Below are 17,769 nucleotides of genomic sequence, written 5' to 3'. Positions count from 1 at the left end.
TGTCGGCGTCGCTTCGAGCGTTCGGAAATGCCCGGCCTTATAGTGAAATCAGCCGGCAACGTCCAGAAAAGATGGGCTTTTCGAAGCCCTCACGCAATGGTGAGGGCGCTGCCGTGGCAGCCGGTGCGCCGATCGGCTAGGATCAAAGGCCAATCCGGGGAGACGCCGATGTCCGCTTTGCGCCCGATTGCCCTTTTCCTTGCCTTCCTCTTCCTGCCGCTCGCCGCGCGCGCGCAGGAGCCGCATCCCAGCACCTGCATGGCCATGGCCCGCGCGCTGCCCGGCGCCGTCTTCGCGAGCCTGCGCCCGGTCCAGGCCGTCTCCGGCGAGGTGCGGATCACCTATGCCGGCCACTCCACCTACGTCATCGAGACGCCGGCCGGAGTGCGCATCGCCACCGATTTTTCCGGCGTCTACGGCACCGAGCCCCTGCCCGACGTGGTGACGATGAACAAGGCCCACAGCACCCATTTCACCGACACGCCCGATCCGGCGATCGCCCACGTGCTGCGCGGCTGGAACCCGCAGGGCGGGCCGGCCCGCCACGCATTGACGGTCGAGGACGTCTACATCCGCAACGTGACCACAGACATCCGCCGCTACGGCACGATGGAGCAGGACGGCAACTCGATCTTCATCTTCGAGGTGGCGGACCTGTGCATCGGCCATCTGGGCCATCTTCATCACCGGCTGGAGGATTCCCACTACGCGGCCATCGGCCGGCTGGACGTGGTGATGGTGCCCGTCGACGGCGGGCTGACGCTTTCGCTCGACGGCATGAGCGAGATCGCGCGCCGCCTTTCCTCCTCCATCATCCTGCCGATGCACCGCCACGCCACGCCGCTCGAAGCCTTCACGCGGCGCATGGGCGAAGGCTTCGACATCGACTTCCGCGATTCGCGCTCGCTTACCGTCTCGCTGGCGAACCTGCCGCGCAGGCCGACCGTCGTCGTGCTCGACGGCGTGTAGCCGCTTATGCCTCCTCCTCGCGCAGCGCCCGCTCGCGCGCCCGCTTGCGCCGCGCCAGCATGTTGAGCGCCTCCACCATGGCCGAGAAGCCCATCGCCGCGTAGATGTAGCCCTTCGGCACGTGAAAGCCGAAACCGTCGGCAATCAGCGTCATGCCGATCATGAGCAGGAACCCGAGCGCCAGCATCACCACGGTGGGATTGGCCGCAATGAAACGCGACAGGGGCTCGGCCGCCAGGAGCATGACCGTCACCGCACAGATGACGGCGATGAACATGATGGCGATCTCGTCGGTCATGCCGACGGCGGTGATGATGGAATCGATGGAGAAGACGAGATCGAGGAGCAGGATCTGAAAGATCGCCGCGCCCACGGACATGGTGACCGCGCCGCCCATCATGTTTTCCTTCGGATCGGCCGGGTCCACCGAATGATGGATCTCCTTCGTCGCCTTCCAGACCAGGAACAGACCGCCGGCGATGAGGATCAGGTCGCGCCAGGAAAAACCGTGGTCGAAGAGGGTGAAGAGCGGCGTGGTGAGCTGCACGATGAAGGAGATGGTGGCCAGAAGGGCCAGCCTGAGCACCAGCGCGGCCCCGATGCCGAGCCGGCGGGCGGCAGCCTGGTTCTCCTTCGGCAGCTTGTTGGTCAGGATGGAGATGAAGATGAGATTGTCGATGCCGAGCACGATCTCCAGAACCACCAGGGTGACGAGCGCCACCCAGGCTTCCGGGCTGGAGACGAAGGCGAAGTGGGAGAACAGCCAATCCATGGGGCAACCGTCACTTGATGAGAAAAAGCCTCGCAGAGGTAGGGCCGGCGCGCGCGCCCGTCAACGCCAGAAGGCGGGAATCGTCTCCTCCAGCCGCGGCCCGAGCCGCAGCGGGGCGATGGCCTCGGCCAGCCCCGTGCGCTCGGAGATGTCGAGTCCCACGCCGCACAGCGTGGCAGGCCCCGTCGCGGCCTCGAAGCGGCCGCGCGGCACCTTGGTGAGAAAGCGGTTGAGCGGCTCCTCCTTGTCCATACCCAGCGAGGAATCGTAGTCGCCGCACATGCCGGCATCGGAGATGTAGGCCGTGCCGCCGTTGAGGATCTGGTGATCCGCGGTGGGCTGGTGCGTGTGGGTTCCGATCACCGCGCTCACCCGCCCGTCGACGAAATGGGCAAAGCACATCTTCTCCGACGTGGCTTCGGCGTGAAAGTCGATGATCGCCGCATCGGCCTGCTCGCCGAGGGGGCAGGCGGCGAGCTGCTCCTCCACGCAGCGGAAGGGATCGTCGAGATCGGGCACCATGAAGATGCGGCCCATGATGTTGGAAACGAGCACCCGCGCGCCGTTGCGCGCCGTGTAGAGCCCGCTTCCGCGCCCCGGCGCGCCGGCGGGAAAATTGGCCGGCCGCAGGAAGCGCTCCTCATGGGGGGCGAAGACCAGCGCCTCCCGCTGATCCCAGACATGGTTGCCGGTCGTCACCACATCGGCGCCGGCGTTGAGCGTGGCACGGAAGATCTCCTCCGTGATGCCGAAGCCGCCGGCGGCGTTCTCCCCGTTCACCACCACGAAATCGAGACGGAAGTCGCGGATCAGACCCGGCAGCCGCTGCCATACCGCGGTGCGGCCGCTGCGGCCCACCATATCGCCAAGAAACAGAACGCGCATCGCCTGCTCTTAACCGGCCTCGGGGAAGCGGTGCAAGCCGCTTTCGGTCAGGATCTCGGGAATCCTGATGTCGTGCGGCTCCTCGGGCACCCGCTCCACCGCCTGGCAATCGAACGCGATACCGATGAGCCGCCCTGCGCGCCCCCTGGCGCGCAGCCGGGCGATCGCCCGGTCGTAATAGCCCGCCCCATAGCCGATGCGATGGCCGCGCCGGTCGAAGGCGGCAAGCGGCACCAGCATCACCTCCGGCTCCAGCTCGGCCGCCGCCTCGCCCGGTCCGCGCGTGCCGAAACCCATATCGACGAGCGGCGCGCCGCGCAGCAACTCGCGAAAGACGATGGTGGTCCTGTCGAGAATGGCCGGCAGGCAGAGCCGCGCCCCGCGCTCGGCGAGCGCCGCCATGAGCGGCCGCACATCGACCTCCGAACGGATCGGCCAGAAGCCGGAAACAACCGTGCCGGAGGGCGGCGCGATCTCGGCCGCCCGCTGCGCGAACGCCAGGCTGGCCTCGATCCGCCACGCAGGGTCGAGCGCGTCGCGCCGTGCCAGCGCCTGCGCCCTCAGCGCCCTCTTCGTCTCGCCAGCCGTCATCGCCATGCGCATCGTCCTCCGGGTTTTCGCGCGACAATAGGCAACCGCCGATGCGGCGCAAAGGCCGGAAGGCGACATGCCGGAGAACCGGGACGACGGAAAAGGAGATGCGATCCGCGGCAACCGATGGAATTTCGATCCCGGGAACCTACAAAGTAGGTGGGCGCCATATGGCCAAGCCCACGAGCAAGGCCAGGGACAGCTCCCTTCAGGATCGATAAGGCCCCGGGGATATGAGTTCCTGTCGCGAGGCGCAGATCGCCCCGCCAATATAGGCCCGCCATGCGCCGTGCGCCAGAGGCCATGCGTCGCAAGCGGATCGGGACAGGGACAATTTGAGGGTGCGGGCTCGTCATCGCGTTGTCCGTGTCTTCTCTATGGATGTGCGGCGCGCCCAACGGCCCCGCGCCATGGCTCCGGGCGTTCGCCGCTCGAAAAGTGGGAGCAACGGGTTGCGGGGAGAAAAATTCCGGGGGCGTTGAATCTGTCCGCGCGCGGGAAGCATCGGCGGCGCCGAACCTCAGGCCACGCCCCGCCGGCCGACCTGACGGCGGGCAAGCGGCTTGTGCGCCGTGGCCTCGTCGCCGGCCGTCACCCGCCCCCGGCTGCCGCCGCCGAAAACGATGTCGAGAAACTCCACCAGCCACTGCTTCAGATGCGTGTCCCAGATGAGGCGGCCGCCGAGATGGTCGCGCCCCGGCTGGGCGCCGGGCAGCACAAAGCGATGGGCGCCGTGCACCACCCAGCGCTGCATCATGAGCCGCGTGAGCTCGGCATGGAACTGCACGCCCCAGGCGTTGCGCCCGTAGCGGAATGCCTGGTTGGGGTAGTGCTCGGCGGTGGCGAGAAGCGTGGCGCCCGAAGGCAGGGAGAACCCCTCGCGATGGAACTGATAGACCATCTCCGGCCAGTGCATGAGCCGGCGCCCTGCCTCCGTCGCCCTGATGGGATACCAGCCGATCTCCACCAGCCCGTCATCGTGGCTCTTCACCTGGCCGCCCAGATGCTTGACCAGCATCTGCGCACCCAGGCAGATGCCGAGAAAGGGCTTGTCCTCCTTGAGGGGAACGGCCAGCCAGTCGGTCTCGCGCCGCACGAACTCGTCATGGTCGTTGGCGCTCATCGGGCCGCCGAAGATCACCGCACCCGCGTACCCGGCCATGGTCTCGGGCAGCCGATCGCCGAGCGGCGGGCGGCGGATGTCGAGGGTAAAGCCGCTGCGCTGCAGGAGCTGGCCGACCCTGCCGGGGCTCGACATTTCCTGATGCAGCACGATCAGGATCTTCTTCTCCTCTATCCCCCTGCCCATGCGCGCGCTCAACCCTCCCTGCGTTCCCGCTCCTCCTGCACGCGCTGGCGCATGACCACCCGTGTGCGCGTATCCACGCCCAGAAGCTCGGCCACCCGCCAGACCAGATTGTCCTCCAGCTCGTGCAGGGTGCCGTCGGCAAAGACGATCTCCCACATGCAGCGGATGAACTCGGCGCGCGCCGCCTCGTCGAGATGCCGCTTCAAGACGCTCGTGAAGGTGTAGAGGTCCACCGCCTCGGCCTCCGCCTCCTCGGCGGCCTTCATCAGCGCCTTGAGCTCCGCCCCGTGCAGGTCGTAGGCGCTCGACAGGGCCTGGCGCAGGCGCTTCTGCTCCTTGGAGCTGCGCTCGCCATCGGCCGCCATCACGTGGATGAGCAACGCCGCCGCCGCCACGCGCGGGTCGTCCGCCTCGGGCCTCTGCGAAGCATCGCCGGCGGCCGGCAGGTCCTTCAGGAAGGAAAGGATACGCTCGAACATCGAAAACTCGCGGGAATCAGCGTGGACCATGTTGCGGGCTGGCGGCAACCCGCACAAGCCGCTTTTTGCTGCGGCCTGAGGGGGCGCCTTCAAAACAGCCTGTAGCGGGAGGACCCGTTTTCCTTCTCCTCCGGCTCCACGCCGGGATCGTCCGGCAGGGGCGGCCGCGCCGGCCCGGCGTCTTTTGCCGGCGCGGGCGCCGGCCGCGTCGGGCCGTCGCCGTCTTCCCGCGCGGCGGAAGGCCGGGGCTTCTCCGCCTGCGGCTTGTCCTCGCCGCCTTCGGGCGCCGGCGCGGCATCGAGGGTAACGGCCGGCTCCGCCGGCTCGTCCGCTTCCTGCTCCCGGGCCTCCGCCGGCTCGCCCAGCGCCGGCAGCGCGGCCAGCGCCTCCTCGCTCTCCAGCACCTGGCCCAGCCGCTCCATGGGCGCGCGCCAGGTGAAGGCGTCCAGCCGGCCCGTCACCGGCGAGGCGGGCGCCCAATGCTCGCTCACCACGCCATCGGCCACCCAGGCGGGATCGCGCGGGGCGCGCACGGCCTTTCCCAGCCAGTGGCGCACGCGGCCCTGATCGCCCGTCTCCGCCTCCTCGATATCGGCCAGAAGAAGGAATGCGCCCTCGCGCGGGGAGAGACGCACCGCCGCCTCGGCGGCACGGCGGGCCTCCTCGAATGCACCGGCGGCAAGCGCGGCGCGCGCCACGGCAAGCTCCGATTCCACGTGATTGGGCCTGAGCCGCGACAGGCGCCGGGCGCGCTCCAGCCGGTCCTGCGTGGAATCGCCCGGCCGGGCATGCACGTAGAGCTCCGCCACCTGCGGATGCGGCTCCTTCTTCCACACGGTCTCCAGAACCCTGGAGCCGCGGCGCAGGTCGTTTTCGCGGAAGAGGGCGCGCGCGGCGGCCAGGGCGGCGGGCACGAAATCCGGCTGCAGGCGGTGGGCCTCCAGCGCCGCGCTGCGTGCGGCAGCGGGGTCTGTGTCCTGATCCTCCATCGCCTTGGCGGTGAGCAGCACGGCGCGGCGCCGCGCCTGTATCTCGCGCTCGCCCTTGTCGGCCGCCTTGCGCTTTTCCACAAGCGCCAGGGCGCCCTGCCAGTCGCCCTCCAGGGCCTTGGCTTCCAGGGCAGCGTTCATCGCCCAGGCAAGCTGCGGCGCCTCTGCCGCCGCGCGGGCGGCATACTGGCGGGCCGCCTCCCGCTCGCCCAGCCGCTCCGCTTCCAGATAGAGCCCGCGCAGGCCCAGAAGCCTGGTCTCGGGGTCGTCGGCCATGGCGGCGAAGGTTTTGCGCGCCGTCTCATGGTCGCCTTCGAGAAGGGCGGCCTGCGCGTCGAGCAGGTGGATGAGCGGCTCCTGATCGGCGGAGATCAGCTTGGCGGCCTGCCGGCCCATGCGCCGGGCAAGCCCGCCATCGCCGGCCCCGGCCGCAATGATGCCGGTGGACAGCGCCTGGTAGCCCCGGTCGCGCCGGCGGGCGCGAAAATAGCGCGCCACGGCGTAGGGGCTTGTCCAGATGCTGCGCACCAGCCACCACAGGATCATCACCGCCGCCACGACGGCGGCGACCATCACCGCCGCCACCATCAGCGTCACCTCATAGCGATAGCCGCCGAAGGTGATGATCAGATCGCCCGGCCGCTCCGCCAGCCAGGAAAAGCCGAGCCCCAGCAGGAAGACGACGGCGAGAAAGAAGAGAATGCGAATCATGGGCACGTCCTCAGGCCGGCTTCAGCGCCGCGGACAGCGCCTCTTCGAGAATCCGGTCCGCCGACCGGCGGGCCCGCAGCCGCTCGGCAAAGCCGCTGGCAACGCCCTGCAGCGCCGGCGGCAGCATTTCGTATTCGGCGAGCGCGCGGGCATAGTCGCCCTCGATCGCCGCCTGCTCCATGCGCGCGGCGATGGCGGCGGGCGTCTCGCCCTCCACCTCGCCCACCGGGCGCACGGTGACGGCGCGGCGGGCGCTGGCCAGCAGCCGGTCGAAGAAGCCGGCATCCTCCGGCGGAGCGGCCGCCGCGGCGGCGATGCGCGAGGCCGCCTCGGAGGCTTCCCTGGCCAGGTCGGCGCGCGTGGGAATGCCGGTTTCGGCATATGGGCGCAGGGCGGCGAGCGCCGGCGCATCGGGCGCGAGCGCCGCGTAGGTCTCCAGCTCGCCGGCAAAGGGCGCGCCGCGATCCACCGCCGCGCGCAGCGCCGTGGCCGCCGCCATCAGCGCCAGGCGCGGCCCCTCGTCGCGCGCTTCCACCTCCGCCTCCAGCGCCGACAGCCGCCCGGAAAGCGCCTCCAGCCGCTCTGCACCCTCGGCGCCGGACTGCCGCGCGGCGGATACCGCCGCGCTCAACGATTCCACATCCGCCTCGACCGCCGCCAGGCGGTCGGCAAGGCCCGTCCCGGCGGCGCCCTGGTCCGCCGCCTGCGACAGCTGCGAAAGCCGCTCCTCGATCGCGGACAGGCGCTGCGCCAGCGCGGCGGGAAGCTGCCCGCCGTCGCCGGGGGCGGCCTCCCGCAGCGCCGAAACGGCATCGCGAAGGGCCGCGATGTCCTGCTGCGGCCCGGACAGCGCCTCCTCCAGCGCGGCGCGGGAAACACTGTCGGAGGCAGCATTCCGCGCCTGCGCGATCTCGCCGCGCAGGACCTGGACCTCCTGGCGCAGCGCGTCGAGCGCCGCATTGTCCGTGCCGCCGGGCACCGGCAGGACGCCGCTCCACTGCAGAGCACCTGCCAGGCCCACGGCCACGACACCGCCGACGAGGCCCGCCGCCAGCGCACGGCCGCCGCCGGAGGGGCGGCTGGCGGGGGGCACCTGCCCGGCGGGCGCCGTTTCGGCCTCCTCGCCGCGCGGGCCCTCGCCGGATGCGGGCTCCGCGGCACCGGTGTCCTGCGTTTCCTGCGATGCCTGCTCCTGCGGGGCGGCGGGCTGTTCCGTCGCCGGCTCCTCGGCCTTTTCGGGCACCTCCCGCTTCACCTCGTCGGCATCGAGATCGATGGTGACCGGCTCCCGTTTCGTCCCGGAGTGGCGGTTCCTCGGTGTCTTGGCCATCAGGCAGCTCTCCGCTGGCAGGTCTTCCCTCACACGCGCTTGTGCGGCGCACCACCTTCCCTAGCACACGAAAAAGGCTTGGGAAGAGGGCGGCCCCTACATTCCCCCGGCAAGCCGCGCGAACATCGCCTCCTCCGTCGGCCGGGCGGCGACGGCCACCCGCCCCCCGGTGCGCGGCGGCAGGCTTTCGGCGACGCGCGGGGAAATGGCGACGAACAGGGTATCGGCAAAGCAGCGTGGCGCCTGTTCCAATACCGGCGCGAAAAGGCGCGCCGCGAAGGCCGAGTGGAACAGAGCCGCCTGCACGGGCGCGCCGCCCAGCAGCGCGGCCACCGCCTGCGGCGCCGGCCGCGCCGGCAGCGTGTCATAGGTCTCCAGCACGTCGATGCCGAAGCCGGCTGCCGACAGCCGCCGCTCCAGCGTGTCGCGCCGCACCCGCCCGCAAAGAAGCAGGATGCGGCCGGGGGCACGCTGCGCGACAATCTGCTGTGCCAGCCGCTCCGCGTCGCCGGCGGCCGCCGCCGCATGGGCAAGCCCCGCCGCACGCGCCGCCGCTGCCGAGCCCTCGCCCACCGCGTGGACCGGCAGGCCGGCAAGCGCCCCGAGCAGCCCGCGCGGCGCATGGCGCACGGCGTTGGGGCTGGTGATCGCCACCGCCGACCAGGGCACCGCCTGAAACGAGACGGGCGGTGGGAGCGGAACGATCCGCGTCAACGGCAGGACGAGCGGCGCAAACCCCAGGGCGGAAAGCCGCTGCGCCGTCTGTCCGGCGCCGGGCTCGGGCCGTGTGACGAGGACGCGGCGCATCGCTCACTCCCAGGTGCGGAAGAAGCCGCTTCCCGCCTTTTCGCGGATGCGCCTTCCCGCCTCGGCGCCGATGCGGGCCGCCTCCTCCACGCCGCCCTCGCCGGTGATCTCGTGCGCCTGGCGCCCGTCGGGCGTGAGAATCATGCCGTAGAAGGCGATGCGCCCCTCCTCCACCCGTGCCAGCCCGGCAATCGGCGTGCGGCAGGAGCCGTCGAGAACGGCGAGGAACGCCCGCTCGCAGGCCAGGGCCGCGCCGCTTTCCCCATGGTGGATCGCTTCGACCAGCGGCCTGACGCGCCGGTCGCCGACGCGGCTTTCGATGCAGATGGCGCCCTGGCCGAGCGCCGGCGGGAAGATTGCGGGATCGAGGATCTCGCTTGCCACATGTTCGAGTCGCAGCCGTCTGAGCCCGGCAAGCGCCAGAAGCGTGCCCTCGGCCACGCCGTCCTCCAGCTTCTTCAGCCGTGTCTGCACGTTGCCGCGGAACATGCCGACCTGGAGGTCGGGACGCAGCCGGAGCGCCAGAGCCTGGCGGCGCAGCGACGAGGTGCCGAGCCTGGCGCCCTGCGGCAGGTCTTCGAGCCGCCCGACGGAGCGGCCGATGAAGACGTCGCGCACGTCCTCACGCTCCAGAAAGGCGGAGATTTCGAGCCCCTCGGGCAGGATGGTGGGCATGTCCTTGGAGGAATGGACGGCAAGGTCGATGTGCCCGTCCAAAAGGGCCTCCTCGATTTCCCTGGTGAAGAGCCCCTTGCCGCCGACTGCCGATAACGGCCGGTCCTGGATGCGGTCGCCGCTCGTTCGGATCACGACGATCTCGAACGCCTCCTCGGGCAGGCCATGGGCGGCCATGAGCCGCGCCCTGGCCTCCGCCGCCTGGGCCAGCGCCAGAGCGCTGCCGCGGGTTCCGATTCTCACCACATCCGTTTGCATCCCGTCACGTCCGTGCTAACCGCATCTTCCTGATGCGGGCGTTTTTCCGATACCTATCGGGGAACGCCCGCCGCGGCAACAAAGGCGGGCCGGACCGAATGACGCGCGTACTGGGCATCGAGACGAGTTGCGACGAGACCGCTGCCGCCGTCGTGGAGCAGACGGCAGACGGTGCGCCGGCAATCCTGTCCAATGTGGTGCTGAGCCAGATCGAGGAACATGCCGCCTTCGGCGGCGTGGTGCCGGAGATTGCCGCGCGCGCCCATGTGGAAGCGCTCGACGGCGTGATCGAGGCCGCGCTCGGCGAGGCGCATCTCGGTCTGCACGACATCGACGCGGTGGCGGCGACCGCCGGGCCCGGCCTGATCGGCGGGCTGATCGTCGGACTGACGACGGCCAAGGCCATCGCCGCCGCGCTCGGCAAGCCGCTCATCCCCGTCAACCACCTGGAAGGCCACGCGCTGACGGCGCGGCTGACCGACCGGCTTTCCTTTCCCTACCTTCTGCTGCTCGTCTCCGGCGGCCACACGCAGATCGTGCATGTGGCCGGTGTAGGCCGCTACGAACGCTGGGCAAGCACCATCGACGACGCCCTGGGCGAAGCCTTCGACAAGACCGCCAAGCTGCTGGGCCTGCCCTATCCCGGGGGCCCGAATGTCGAGAAGGCGGCGCGAGACGGGGACCCCGAGCGCTTTGCCTTTCCAAGGCCGCTCAAGGGCGAGGCGCGGCCCGACTTCTCCTTCTCCGGCCTCAAGACCGCCGTGCGCCGCGCCGGCACCCAGCTTGCGCCGCTTTCCCGGCAGGACGTGGCGGACATATGCGCCTCCTTCCAGCGCGCCGTCGCCGAGACCCTTGTCGACCGCGTGGCGCACGGGCTTGCCCGCTTCCGCGAGACGCACCCGGACCTTGCGGCTCCCGCTCTGGTGGTGGCCGGCGGCGTGGCGGCCAATGCCGCCATCCGTGCGGCGCTGGAGACGCTGTGCGCGGGCGAAGGCTTCCGCCTTGTCGCGCCGCCGCTCGCCCTGTGCGGCGACAACGCCGCCATGATCGCCTGGGCAGGGGTGGAACGCCTGCGGGCGGGGCTCGTGGAAGAGGACGCGCTGGCTTTCGCGCCCCGCCCGCGCTGGCCGCTGGACGCGGCCGCTGCACCGCTGGTCGGCGCCGGCAAGCGGGGAGCCAAGGCATGAGCGGGGGATGGACCATTGCGGTGCTGGGGGCCGGCGCCTGGGGCACGGCACTGGCGATGACGGCCCTGCGGGCCGGCCACAGGGCAACGCTTTGGGCGCGCAATGCCGAGACCGCCCGAGAGATCACCCATGGCCACAGGAACAGCCGCTATCTGCCCGGCGTGGCGCTCGACCCGCGGCTGGCGGCGCTGGACGACATGGCGGCGGTGCTGCACGGCGCGCAATGCGTGCTGGCCGTCACGCCGGCGCAGACCCTGCGCGCGGTGCTTGCCCAGGCGCGCCTGGCGCTGGCGCCCGACGTGCCGGTGGTGCTGTGCGCCAAGGGGATCGAGCGCACGACGGGACGGCTGATGTCGGAGGTGGCCGGCGAGGTGCTGCCCGACAACCCGATTGCCGCCCTTTCCGGCCCGAGCTTCGCGGCCGACGTGGCCGCCGGCCTGCCAACGGCCGTCACCGTGGCAGCCCGCAACGCAGCGCTGGCGGGCAGGCTTGCAGCGCGCCTTTCGGCCCCCAATCTGCGCTGCTATTCGAGCGACGACCTCGCCGGCGTGGAGATCGGCGGTGCGCTGAAGAACGTGCTGGCCATCGCCGCCGGCGCCACGCAGGGCGCGGGCCTCGGCGCAAGCGCCGTGGCGGCCATCGTCGCCCGCGGCTTCGTGGAACTGCGCCGCATCGGCGCGGCCTTCGGCGCGCGCGCGGAAACGCTGATGGGCCTTTCCGGCCTCGGCGACCTGATCCTGACCTGCTCGTCCGAGCAGTCGCGCAATTTCGCCTATGGCCTGGCGCTCGGCCGCGGCCGAAGCGTGGAGGGACTGCCGCTTGCCGAGGGCGTACACACCGCCGGCATCGCCGCCCGGCTGGCGGAGGAGCGCGGGTTGGAGGCGCCCATCGTCGCCAGTGTGGCGCGGGTGCTGGAAGGCCGGCTGACCGTCGAGGCCGCCATGCAGGCCCTGCTTGCCCGGCCGTTGAAGAGCGAGGCGGAGTAAGCCTGTTTCGAGGGAGAGCCAAGAAATGATCTTCGTCATCCTGTGCCGGGACAAGCCCGGCCACCTTCGGCTGCGAATGGACACGCGCCCCGGGCACGTGGCCTATCTGGAACGGCTGAACGCCGAGCGCCGGCTGCACTTTGCCGGCCCCTTTCTGGATGGGGAAGGCAAGCCTTGCGGCGGCATGGTGGCCGTGGAGGCGGAGGACCGGGAGGACGCCGAGGCGGTGGCCGCCGCCGATCCCTATGCCCTTGCCGGCCTCTTCGAATCCGTCGAAATAAGGCCCTGGAACTGGGTCTTCAACAAACCGGAGAATGCGTGATGGCCTACTGGCTGTTCAAGTCCGAGCCCTCGTCCTGGTCCTGGCAGATGCAGAAGGAAAAGGGGAAAGAGGGCCAGGAATGGGACGGCGTGCGCAACTATCAGGCACGCAACAACATGCGCCAGATGAAGGTCGGCGATCTCGGCTTCTTCTACCACTCCGTGAAGGAGACGAGCGTGGTGGGCATCGTGGAGGTGTGCGCCGAGGCCCATCCCGACTCCACCACCGACGATCCGCGCTGGGAATGCGTGGACATTCGTGCCGTGCGCGACATGCCGAGGCCGGTCACGCTGGAGGAGATCAAGGCCAATCCGAAGCTCAAGGACATGGTTCTGGTCAACAACTCCCGCCTTTCCGTGCAACCGGTGAGCGAAGCGGAGTGGCGCGAAGTCTGCCGCATGGGCGGTCTCGACGAGGCGCCGTGAGGGGCAGGCTGACACCGGCGAGCGCCGAGGCCTTCATCCGCGCCAACACCGCGCTCGCCGCGCCGCCGCACGTGCCGGAAATCCGGCTGCACCTCGCCGACGAGGCCCACACGCTGTGGACCCGCACGGAGGAGGAGCTGCAGGCCATCGGCCTGCCGCCGCCCTTCTGGGCCTTCGCGTGGGCGGGCGGCCAGGGGCTCGCCCGCTATGTTCTCGACCATCCCGAAACCGTGCGCGGGCTCAGCGTGCTCGACTTTGCCACCGGTTCCGGTCTCGTCGCGATCGCCGCCTGCATGGCCGGCGCAGGCCATGTGCGGGCCGCCGATACCGACCCCTTCTCGCCGGCTGCCTGCCGGCTCAACATGGCGGCCAACGGCGTTGTCTTTTCGCTGACGGGCGAGGATCTGATCGGCCGCGACCCCGATGCGGCGGTGCTCCTGGCCGGCGACGTGTTCTACGACCGCACGCTGGCGGGCATGCTCACGCCCTGGTTTGCCGGGCTGGCGGCGGCGGGCACGCAGGTTCTCGTCGGCGATCCCGGCCGGGCCTACCTGCCGAAGGAGCGCATGGAGCCGCTGGCCGTCTATTCGGTTCCCGTCACCCGCGCGCTGGAGGATGCGGAGGTGAAGCGCACCACGGTGTGGCGTTTTTCTTGACGCAGCGGGCGGGCGGGCGTTCAATCCGCCTCCCCGGAAGAAACAACGCGTTGCAGGAGGCAGTCGGCCATGGATTTCGGCGGCATCAACCATCTGGCGATCGTGGTGGCAGCCATCGCCGCCTTCGCCTTCGGAGCGGGCTATTACGGCCTGCTCGGCAAGCCATGGATGAAGGCGGCGCGCCTGAAGCCCGAAGATCTGGGCAAGAGCCCGGCGCCCTTCATCATCGCCTTTGTGGCCGAGCTCGTGATGGCATGGGTGCTGGCCGGCGTGATCGGCCATCTGGGCACGGGCCAGGTGACGCTGTGGAACGGCCTCGTCTCCGCCGCCTTCCTGTGGGCAGGCTTCATCGCCACGACGCTGGCCGTCAACCACCGCTATCAGGGCTTCGGATGGGATCTGACCCTGATCGACGCCGGCCACTGGCTGGGCGTGGCACTGGTGATGGGCGGCATCATCGGCTGGTTCGGGGCTTAGACGTGAGGCGGCATTGATAACGCATGAAATGATAATGTTGATGTTCTAGACATCACTTATGACCTATCGTATATAATCCCTCCCGTCAGACGGAGCACCGATGATAACCGCTGCACAGATGCGCGCTGCGCGGGCGCTTCTCGGCATCGACCAGAAGCGGCTTGCCGAGCTTTCCGGGGTCTCACTTCCCACCATCCAGCGGATGGAGGCGAGCGAAGGCAATGTGCGTGGCGTGGTCGACACGCTGTCGAAGGTGGTGGAGGCGCTCGATGCCGCAGGCATCGAGCTGATCGGCGACCATGCGCCAAGCACCGGGCAGGGGCGCGGCGTGCGCTTCAAGGAGGCGGCGGGCAGGGGCAAGACCGGCTGACGAGGTTCACCCCGCGGCGGCGGCCGGCGCGGCCGCTTCCGCACAGCCTGCAGGAAAGGTCGGCCATGCTTGCCCGCATGCGCGAGCCCAGCTTTCTGGAACTGTTCACGCCGAAGCTCGTCACGGTGCTGCGCGAGGGCTACGGCCCTGCGGCACTCAAGGCGGACGCCATGGCGGGGCTGACCGTCGCCATCATCGCGCTGCCGCTTTCCATGGCCATCGCCATTGCCTCCGGCGTGTCGCCGGAGCGCGGGCTTTACACGGCCATCGTCGGCGGCTTCCTCGTCTCCGTGCTCGGCGGCAGCCGCTTTCAGATCGGCGGGCCGGCGGGCGCCTTCATCGTGCTGGTGCTCGCCACGGTGCAAGCGCACGGGCTCGACGGCCTGATCCTCGCCACCTTCCTTTCCGGGCTCATCCTGATGGGCATCGGCCTTCTGCGCCTCGGCACCTTCATCAAATATGTGCCCTATCCGGTGACGGTGGGCTTTACCGCAGGCATCGCCGTCATCATCCTGGCAAGCCAGGTGAAGGATTTTCTGGGCCTGCAGCTTGCCGGCCAGGAGCCGGGGCCGCTTCTGCCCAAGCTTGCGGCGCTGGGCGCGGCGCTGCCCACGGTGAACGGCGCGGCGGTGGCGCTGTCGCTGCTGTGTGTCGCCACCATCGTGCTGTTGCGCCGCCACCGCCCGCACTGGCCAGGCTTCCTGATCGCCGTGGCGCTCGCCACGCTGCTTGCCTGGGGCTTCGACATGCCGGTGGAGACCATCGGCACGCGCTTCGGCGGCATTCCCCAGGCGCTGCCCCTACCGCACCTGCCGGAGCTGAGCTACGGCCGGATCGTCGAGGTGCTGCCGGCGGCCCTGTCCTTCGCGCTTCTGGGCGGTATCGAGAGCCTGCTTTCGGCCGTCGTCGCCGATTCGATGAGCGGCCGGCGCCACCGCTCCAATTGCGAACTCGTGGCGCAGGGCGCGGCCAATGTGGCCTCGGCGCTGTTCGGCGGCTTCTGCGTCACCGGCACCATCGCCCGCACGGCGGCCAACATCCGCGCCGGCGCCCGCGGGCCGGTCTCCGGCATCCTGCATTCGCTCTTCCTGCTCGTCTTCATGCTGGCCGCGGCACCGCTGGCAGGCTACATCCCGCTTGCCGCGCTTGCCGCCATCCTGGCCGTGGTGGCGTGGAACATGGCGGAGAAGCACCAGTTCGCGGCGCTTCTGAAAAGCTCGCGTGGCGATGCGCTGGTTCTGCTCGTCACCTTCATGCTCGTGGTCTTCCGCGACCTGACGGAGGGCATTCTGGTGGGCTTCGGCCTCGGCGCGCTGATCTTCCTGCACCGCATGTCGCAGGCCGTCTCGGTGGACCGGGCCGCCACCATCGGCGAGCCCGACCGTGCCGACAAGGGCGGCGAACGGCCCTACCGGGCGGAGCTTTCCACCGACGAGGACATCGTCGTCTACCGCATCTCCGGCGCCTTCTTCTTCGGCGCGGCAGCGGCCGTGGCGGCGGCGCTGGACCGCATCGGCGGGCGGCCCACAGCCTATGTCATCGACATCTCCGCCGTCACCCTGCTCGACTCCACCGCAGCGGCCACCATCGAGGGCTTTGCCAGAAAGGCGCGCGGCCAGGGCGCCACGGTCTATCTCGTCGGCGCCGCCCCCTCGATCCGCCGCCTCCTGCGCACCCACGGCCTGCGCCCGCCGCATGTGCGCTATTACGGCAGGCTGGAGGATGCGGTGGGTACGGCGAGGAAGGCGATGCGCCGGGAGGCGGGCGGCGCATAGTGGCGGGGCCGGCCCGGCGCCGGCTCCTACTTGCCGCCGGTGCCCTCCTCCAGCGAATGGCGCATGATGAGCGGCATCTGGCTCATGGTGAAGATGAAGGTGATGGGCATGATGCCCCAGACCTTGAAGGCCACCCAGAAATCGGTGGAGAAGGAGCGCCAGACCACCTCGTTGGCCGCTGCCAGGAAGAGGAAGAACAGGCCCCAGCGCAGCGTCAGCTTGCGCCAGCCCTCGGCATCGAGCCGGAAGGCGGAGTCGAAGACATAGCCCAGCAGCGACTTGCCGAAGGCCAGCCCGCCGAGCAGCACCGCCCCGAACAGCGTGTTGACGATGGTCGGCTTCATCTTGATGAAGATCTCGCTGTGCAGATAGAGCGTCAGCGCGCCGAAGACGAAGACCACGATGCCCGAGACCAGCGGCATGACGGGCAGCGTGCGCAGAAGCAGCCATGAGACGGAGAGCGCGATGGCCGTCGCCGCCATGAACAGCGCCGTGGCGATGAACAGCGGCCCGCCGATGTCGCCGAGCAGGGGGAAGCGTTCGGCCAGCCACTCGCCGCGCGCATTGGCGAAGAAGAAGACGAGCAGCGGCCCGAGCTCCAGCGCGAGCTTGAGCAGGGGGTTGACGGTCTTGCGCGCGGGGTCGGAGGGGTCGCGCTCGAAGATCGGTTCGTCACTCACTTACGCCACTCCCGCTATCGCTTTGGCGAAATCGCTCGCCGAGAAGGGTTCAAGGTCGTCGACGCCTTCGCCGACGCCGATGAAATAGACCGGCAGCTTGTGCCGCGCGGCGATGGCCACGAGGATGCCGCCGCGCGCCGTGCCGTCCAGCTTGGTCATCACCAGGCCCGACACGCCGGCAACATTGCGGAAGATTTCGACCTGATTGAGGGCGTTCTGCCCGGTGGTCGCGTCGAGCGTCTGGAGAACGGTGTGCGGGGCTTCCGGGTCGTGCTTGCCGAGCACGCGCACAATCTTCTCCAGCTCCGCCATCAGTTCGGCCTTGTTCTGCAGCCGGCCGGCCGTATCGATGATGAGCACGTCGCTGCCCTCGGCCTTCGCCCGCTCGTAGGCCTCGTAGGCGAGGCCCGCCGCATCCGCCCCGAGCCTGGAGGCGACGACGGGCGAGCCCGTGCGCTCGCCCCAGATCCTGAGCTGCTCGATGGCGGCGGCGCGGAAGGTATCCCCCGCCGCCAGCATGACCGACAGCCCGCCCTGACGCAACTTTGCCGCCAGCTTGCCGATGGTCGTCGTCTTGCCCGTGCCGTTGACGCCGACGACGAGAATGACATGCGGCTTGTGCGTAAGATCGAGCTCCAGCGGCACGGCCACGGGGGCGAGCACCTTTTCCACCTCCTCGGCCATCACCGCCTGTACCTCCGGGCCGGAGACATCCTTGCCGTAGCGGCCGGCCGCCAGCGCATCGGTGATGCGCATGGCCGTCTCCAGCCCCAGATCGGCGCGCAGCAGCACGTCCTCAAGGTCCTGCAGCGTGTCCTCGTCCAGCTTGCGCTTGAGGAAGATGGCGGCGATGTTTTCGCGCAGCTCGCGCGAGGAGCGCGACAGCCCCTCGCGCAGGCGCTGGAACCACGGCTTTCTCGGCGCCTCTGCGGCCACCGCCGGCGCCGGCGCGGCGCGGCGCTCGACCGATCTGGCGACGGTGACCCGGGCTGGCGCATCCGCCTCCGCCGGCTCCGCGCCGGCCGGCCTTTCCGGCTCTGGCTCTGGCTCTGGCTCTGGCTCTGGCTCTGGCTCTGGCTCTGGCTCTGGCTCTGGCTCTGGCTCTGGCTCTGGCTC

General features: G+C 70.0%; 20 protein-coding genes and 1 other RNA gene. 9 read left to right on the top strand and 12 right to left on the bottom strand.

Annotation, left to right across the window (positions count from 1 at the left end):
• The first annotated feature begins 168 nt into the window (after positions 1–168).
• The gene (locus NYR58_RS05835; protein WP_261519550.1) at positions 169–969 is read left to right on the top strand and encodes an MBL fold metallo-hydrolase; all 801 of its coding nucleotides are present in this window, start codon (positions 169–171) and stop codon (positions 967–969) included.
• 4 nt (positions 970–973) lie between these two features.
• On the opposite strand, the gene NYR58_RS05830 is transcribed toward NYR58_RS05835, so the two are convergent.
• The 10 genes from NYR58_RS05830 to hemC all read right to left on the bottom strand — a co-directional run bounded on the left by NYR58_RS05830 (position 974) and on the right by hemC (position 9,775).
• On the bottom strand, positions 974–1,741 hold the full coding sequence (locus NYR58_RS05830; RefSeq protein WP_261519549.1) for a TerC family protein: 768 nt from the start codon (positions 1,739–1,741) through the stop codon (positions 974–976).
• A gap of 60 nt (positions 1,742–1,801) precedes the next feature.
• Positions 1,802–2,626, bottom strand: coding sequence for a TIGR00282 family metallophosphoesterase (locus NYR58_RS05825; protein ID WP_261519548.1), 825 nt, complete (start codon positions 2,624–2,626; stop codon positions 1,802–1,804).
• A 9-nt stretch (positions 2,627–2,635) separates the two neighbouring features.
• Positions 2,636–3,223 (bottom strand): 5-formyltetrahydrofolate cyclo-ligase, encoded by a 588-nt coding sequence (locus tag NYR58_RS05820; protein ID WP_378074733.1) that lies wholly within the window; start codon positions 3,221–3,223, stop codon positions 2,636–2,638.
• A 101-nt stretch (positions 3,224–3,324) separates the two neighbouring features.
• Positions 3,325–3,480, bottom strand: a non-coding RNA gene (ssrS, locus tag NYR58_RS05815) — 6S RNA.
• A gap of 257 nt (positions 3,481–3,737) precedes the next feature.
• Positions 3,738–4,526 (bottom strand): glutamine amidotransferase, encoded by a 789-nt coding sequence (locus NYR58_RS05810; RefSeq protein ID WP_261519547.1) that lies wholly within the window; start codon positions 4,524–4,526, stop codon positions 3,738–3,740.
• An 8-nt stretch (positions 4,527–4,534) separates the two neighbouring features.
• Positions 4,535–5,005, bottom strand: coding sequence for a tellurite resistance TerB family protein (locus NYR58_RS05805; protein ID WP_261519546.1), 471 nt, complete (start codon positions 5,003–5,005; stop codon positions 4,535–4,537).
• Positions 5,006–5,094: 89 nt separating this feature from the next.
• Positions 5,095–6,705 (bottom strand): heme biosynthesis protein HemY, encoded by a 1,611-nt coding sequence (locus tag NYR58_RS05800; protein WP_261519545.1) that lies wholly within the window; start codon positions 6,703–6,705, stop codon positions 5,095–5,097.
• 10 nt (positions 6,706–6,715) lie between these two features.
• Positions 6,716–8,035 (bottom strand): COG4223 family protein, encoded by a 1,320-nt coding sequence (locus tag NYR58_RS05795; RefSeq protein ID WP_261519544.1) that lies wholly within the window; start codon positions 8,033–8,035, stop codon positions 6,716–6,718.
• A gap of 96 nt (positions 8,036–8,131) precedes the next feature.
• Positions 8,132–8,842: a uroporphyrinogen-III synthase gene (locus NYR58_RS05790; RefSeq protein ID WP_261519543.1), complete on the bottom strand. Its 711-nt coding sequence runs from the start codon at positions 8,840–8,842 to the stop codon at positions 8,132–8,134.
• 3 nt (positions 8,843–8,845) lie between these two features.
• On the bottom strand, positions 8,846–9,775 hold the full coding sequence (gene hemC / locus NYR58_RS05785; protein WP_261519542.1) for a hydroxymethylbilane synthase: 930 nt from the start codon (positions 9,773–9,775) through the stop codon (positions 8,846–8,848).
• Between the two features lie 98 nt (positions 9,776–9,873).
• Between hemC and tsaD the strand changes: the two genes are divergently transcribed.
• The 8 genes from tsaD (at position 9,874) to NYR58_RS05745 (ending at position 15,973) form a co-directional block, all read left to right on the top strand.
• A complete protein-coding gene (gene tsaD / locus NYR58_RS05780; RefSeq protein WP_261519541.1) occupies positions 9,874–10,962 on the top strand; it encodes a tRNA (adenosine(37)-N6)-threonylcarbamoyltransferase complex transferase subunit TsaD in 1,089 nt (362 codons plus the stop codon).
• Entirely contained in the window at positions 10,959–11,948 is a 990-nt protein-coding gene (locus NYR58_RS05775; protein WP_261519540.1) for an NAD(P)H-dependent glycerol-3-phosphate dehydrogenase, read from the top strand. Before tsaD ends, NYR58_RS05775 begins: the two co-directional genes overlap by 4 nt.
• 25 nt (positions 11,949–11,973) lie before the next feature.
• On the top strand, positions 11,974–12,270 hold the full coding sequence (locus NYR58_RS05770) for a YciI-like protein (protein ID WP_261519539.1): 297 nt from the start codon (positions 11,974–11,976) through the stop codon (positions 12,268–12,270).
• Positions 12,270–12,695, top strand: coding sequence for an EVE domain-containing protein (locus NYR58_RS05765; RefSeq protein WP_261519538.1), 426 nt, complete (start codon positions 12,270–12,272; stop codon positions 12,693–12,695). The genes NYR58_RS05770 and NYR58_RS05765 overlap by 1 nt, the downstream gene beginning before the upstream one ends.
• Complete coding sequence (locus tag NYR58_RS05760) at positions 12,650–13,351, top strand: class I SAM-dependent methyltransferase (RefSeq protein WP_261519537.1); 702 nt, start codon at positions 12,650–12,652, stop codon at positions 13,349–13,351. Before NYR58_RS05765 ends, NYR58_RS05760 begins: the two co-directional genes overlap by 46 nt.
• A gap of 69 nt (positions 13,352–13,420) precedes the next feature.
• Positions 13,421–13,828 carry a DUF1761 domain-containing protein gene (locus NYR58_RS05755; RefSeq protein ID WP_261519536.1) on the top strand — a complete coding sequence of 136 codons (408 nt, stop codon included), beginning with the start codon at positions 13,421–13,423 and terminating at the stop codon, positions 13,826–13,828.
• A 100-nt stretch (positions 13,829–13,928) separates the two neighbouring features.
• Positions 13,929–14,198 carry a helix-turn-helix domain-containing protein gene (locus NYR58_RS05750; protein ID WP_261519535.1) on the top strand — a complete coding sequence of 90 codons (270 nt, stop codon included), beginning with the start codon at positions 13,929–13,931 and terminating at the stop codon, positions 14,196–14,198.
• Between the two features lie 65 nt (positions 14,199–14,263).
• Positions 14,264–15,973, top strand: a complete 1,710-nt coding sequence (locus tag NYR58_RS05745) for a SulP family inorganic anion transporter (protein ID WP_261519534.1) — start codon at positions 14,264–14,266, stop codon at positions 15,971–15,973.
• 26 nt (positions 15,974–15,999) lie between these two features.
• Here the strand turns inward: NYR58_RS05745 and NYR58_RS05740 are convergent, their stop codons facing one another.
• Together NYR58_RS05740 and ftsY are read right to left on the bottom strand one after the other, a co-directional pair.
• Positions 16,000–16,653, bottom strand: a complete 654-nt coding sequence (locus NYR58_RS05740) for a septation protein A (protein WP_261519533.1) — start codon at positions 16,651–16,653, stop codon at positions 16,000–16,002.
• Positions 16,654–17,769: signal recognition particle-docking protein FtsY (gene ftsY, locus NYR58_RS05735; protein WP_261519532.1), on the bottom strand; the 1,116-nt coding region annotated here is incomplete at its 5' end. It lies immediately after the preceding gene.

The organism is Chelativorans intermedius, assembly GCF_025398255.1.
Taxonomy (GTDB): Bacteria; Pseudomonadota; Alphaproteobacteria; order Rhizobiales; family Rhizobiaceae; genus Chelativorans; species Chelativorans intermedius.
Note: the sequence above shows the minus strand (reverse complement) of the source record. Positions and strands in the feature narration are given on the sequence as shown.

Bases quoted from the DNA above. Each gene is read 5' to 3' on its own strand.
- NYR58_RS05755 (WP_261519536.1), top strand. From the start codon at position 13,421: ATGGATTTCGGCGGCATCAACCATCTGGCGATCGTGGTGGCAGCCATC.
- NYR58_RS05745 (WP_261519534.1), top strand. From the start codon at position 14,264: ATGCTTGCCCGCATGCGCGAGCCCAGCTTTCTGGAACTGTTCACGCCG.
- NYR58_RS05770 (WP_261519539.1), top strand. From the start codon at position 11,974: ATGATCTTCGTCATCCTGTGCCGGGACAAGCCCGGCCACCTTCGGCTG.
- NYR58_RS05795 (WP_261519544.1), bottom strand. From the start codon at position 8,035: ATGGCCAAGACACCGAGGAACCGCCACTCCGGGACGAAACGGGAGCCG.
- NYR58_RS05830 (WP_261519549.1), bottom strand. From the start codon at position 1,741: ATGGATTGGCTGTTCTCCCACTTCGCCTTCGTCTCCAGCCCGGAAGCC.
- NYR58_RS05775 (WP_261519540.1), top strand. From the start codon at position 10,959: ATGAGCGGGGGATGGACCATTGCGGTGCTGGGGGCCGGCGCCTGGGGC.
- NYR58_RS05805 (WP_261519546.1), bottom strand. From the start codon at position 5,005: ATGTTCGAGCGTATCCTTTCCTTCCTGAAGGACCTGCCGGCCGCCGGC.
- tsaD (WP_261519541.1), top strand. From the start codon at position 9,874: ATGACGCGCGTACTGGGCATCGAGACGAGTTGCGACGAGACCGCTGCC.
- NYR58_RS05825 (WP_261519548.1), bottom strand. From the start codon at position 2,626: ATGCGCGTTCTGTTTCTTGGCGATATGGTGGGCCGCAGCGGCCGCACC.
- NYR58_RS05820 (WP_378074733.1), bottom strand. From the start codon at position 3,223: ATGGCGATGACGGCTGGCGAGACGAAGAGGGCGCTGAGGGCGCAGGCG.
- NYR58_RS05810 (WP_261519547.1), bottom strand. From the start codon at position 4,526: ATGGGCAGGGGGATAGAGGAGAAGAAGATCCTGATCGTGCTGCATCAG.
- NYR58_RS05765 (WP_261519538.1), top strand. From the start codon at position 12,270: ATGGCCTACTGGCTGTTCAAGTCCGAGCCCTCGTCCTGGTCCTGGCAG.
- NYR58_RS05790 (WP_261519543.1), bottom strand. From the start codon at position 8,842: ATGCGCCGCGTCCTCGTCACACGGCCCGAGCCCGGCGCCGGACAGACG.
- NYR58_RS05800 (WP_261519545.1), bottom strand. From the start codon at position 6,705: ATGATTCGCATTCTCTTCTTTCTCGCCGTCGTCTTCCTGCTGGGGCTC.
- NYR58_RS05835 (WP_261519550.1), top strand. From the start codon at position 169: ATGTCCGCTTTGCGCCCGATTGCCCTTTTCCTTGCCTTCCTCTTCCTG.
- NYR58_RS05750 (WP_261519535.1), top strand. From the start codon at position 13,929: ATGATAACCGCTGCACAGATGCGCGCTGCGCGGGCGCTTCTCGGCATC.
- hemC (WP_261519542.1), bottom strand. From the start codon at position 9,775: ATGCAAACGGATGTGGTGAGAATCGGAACCCGCGGCAGCGCTCTGGCG.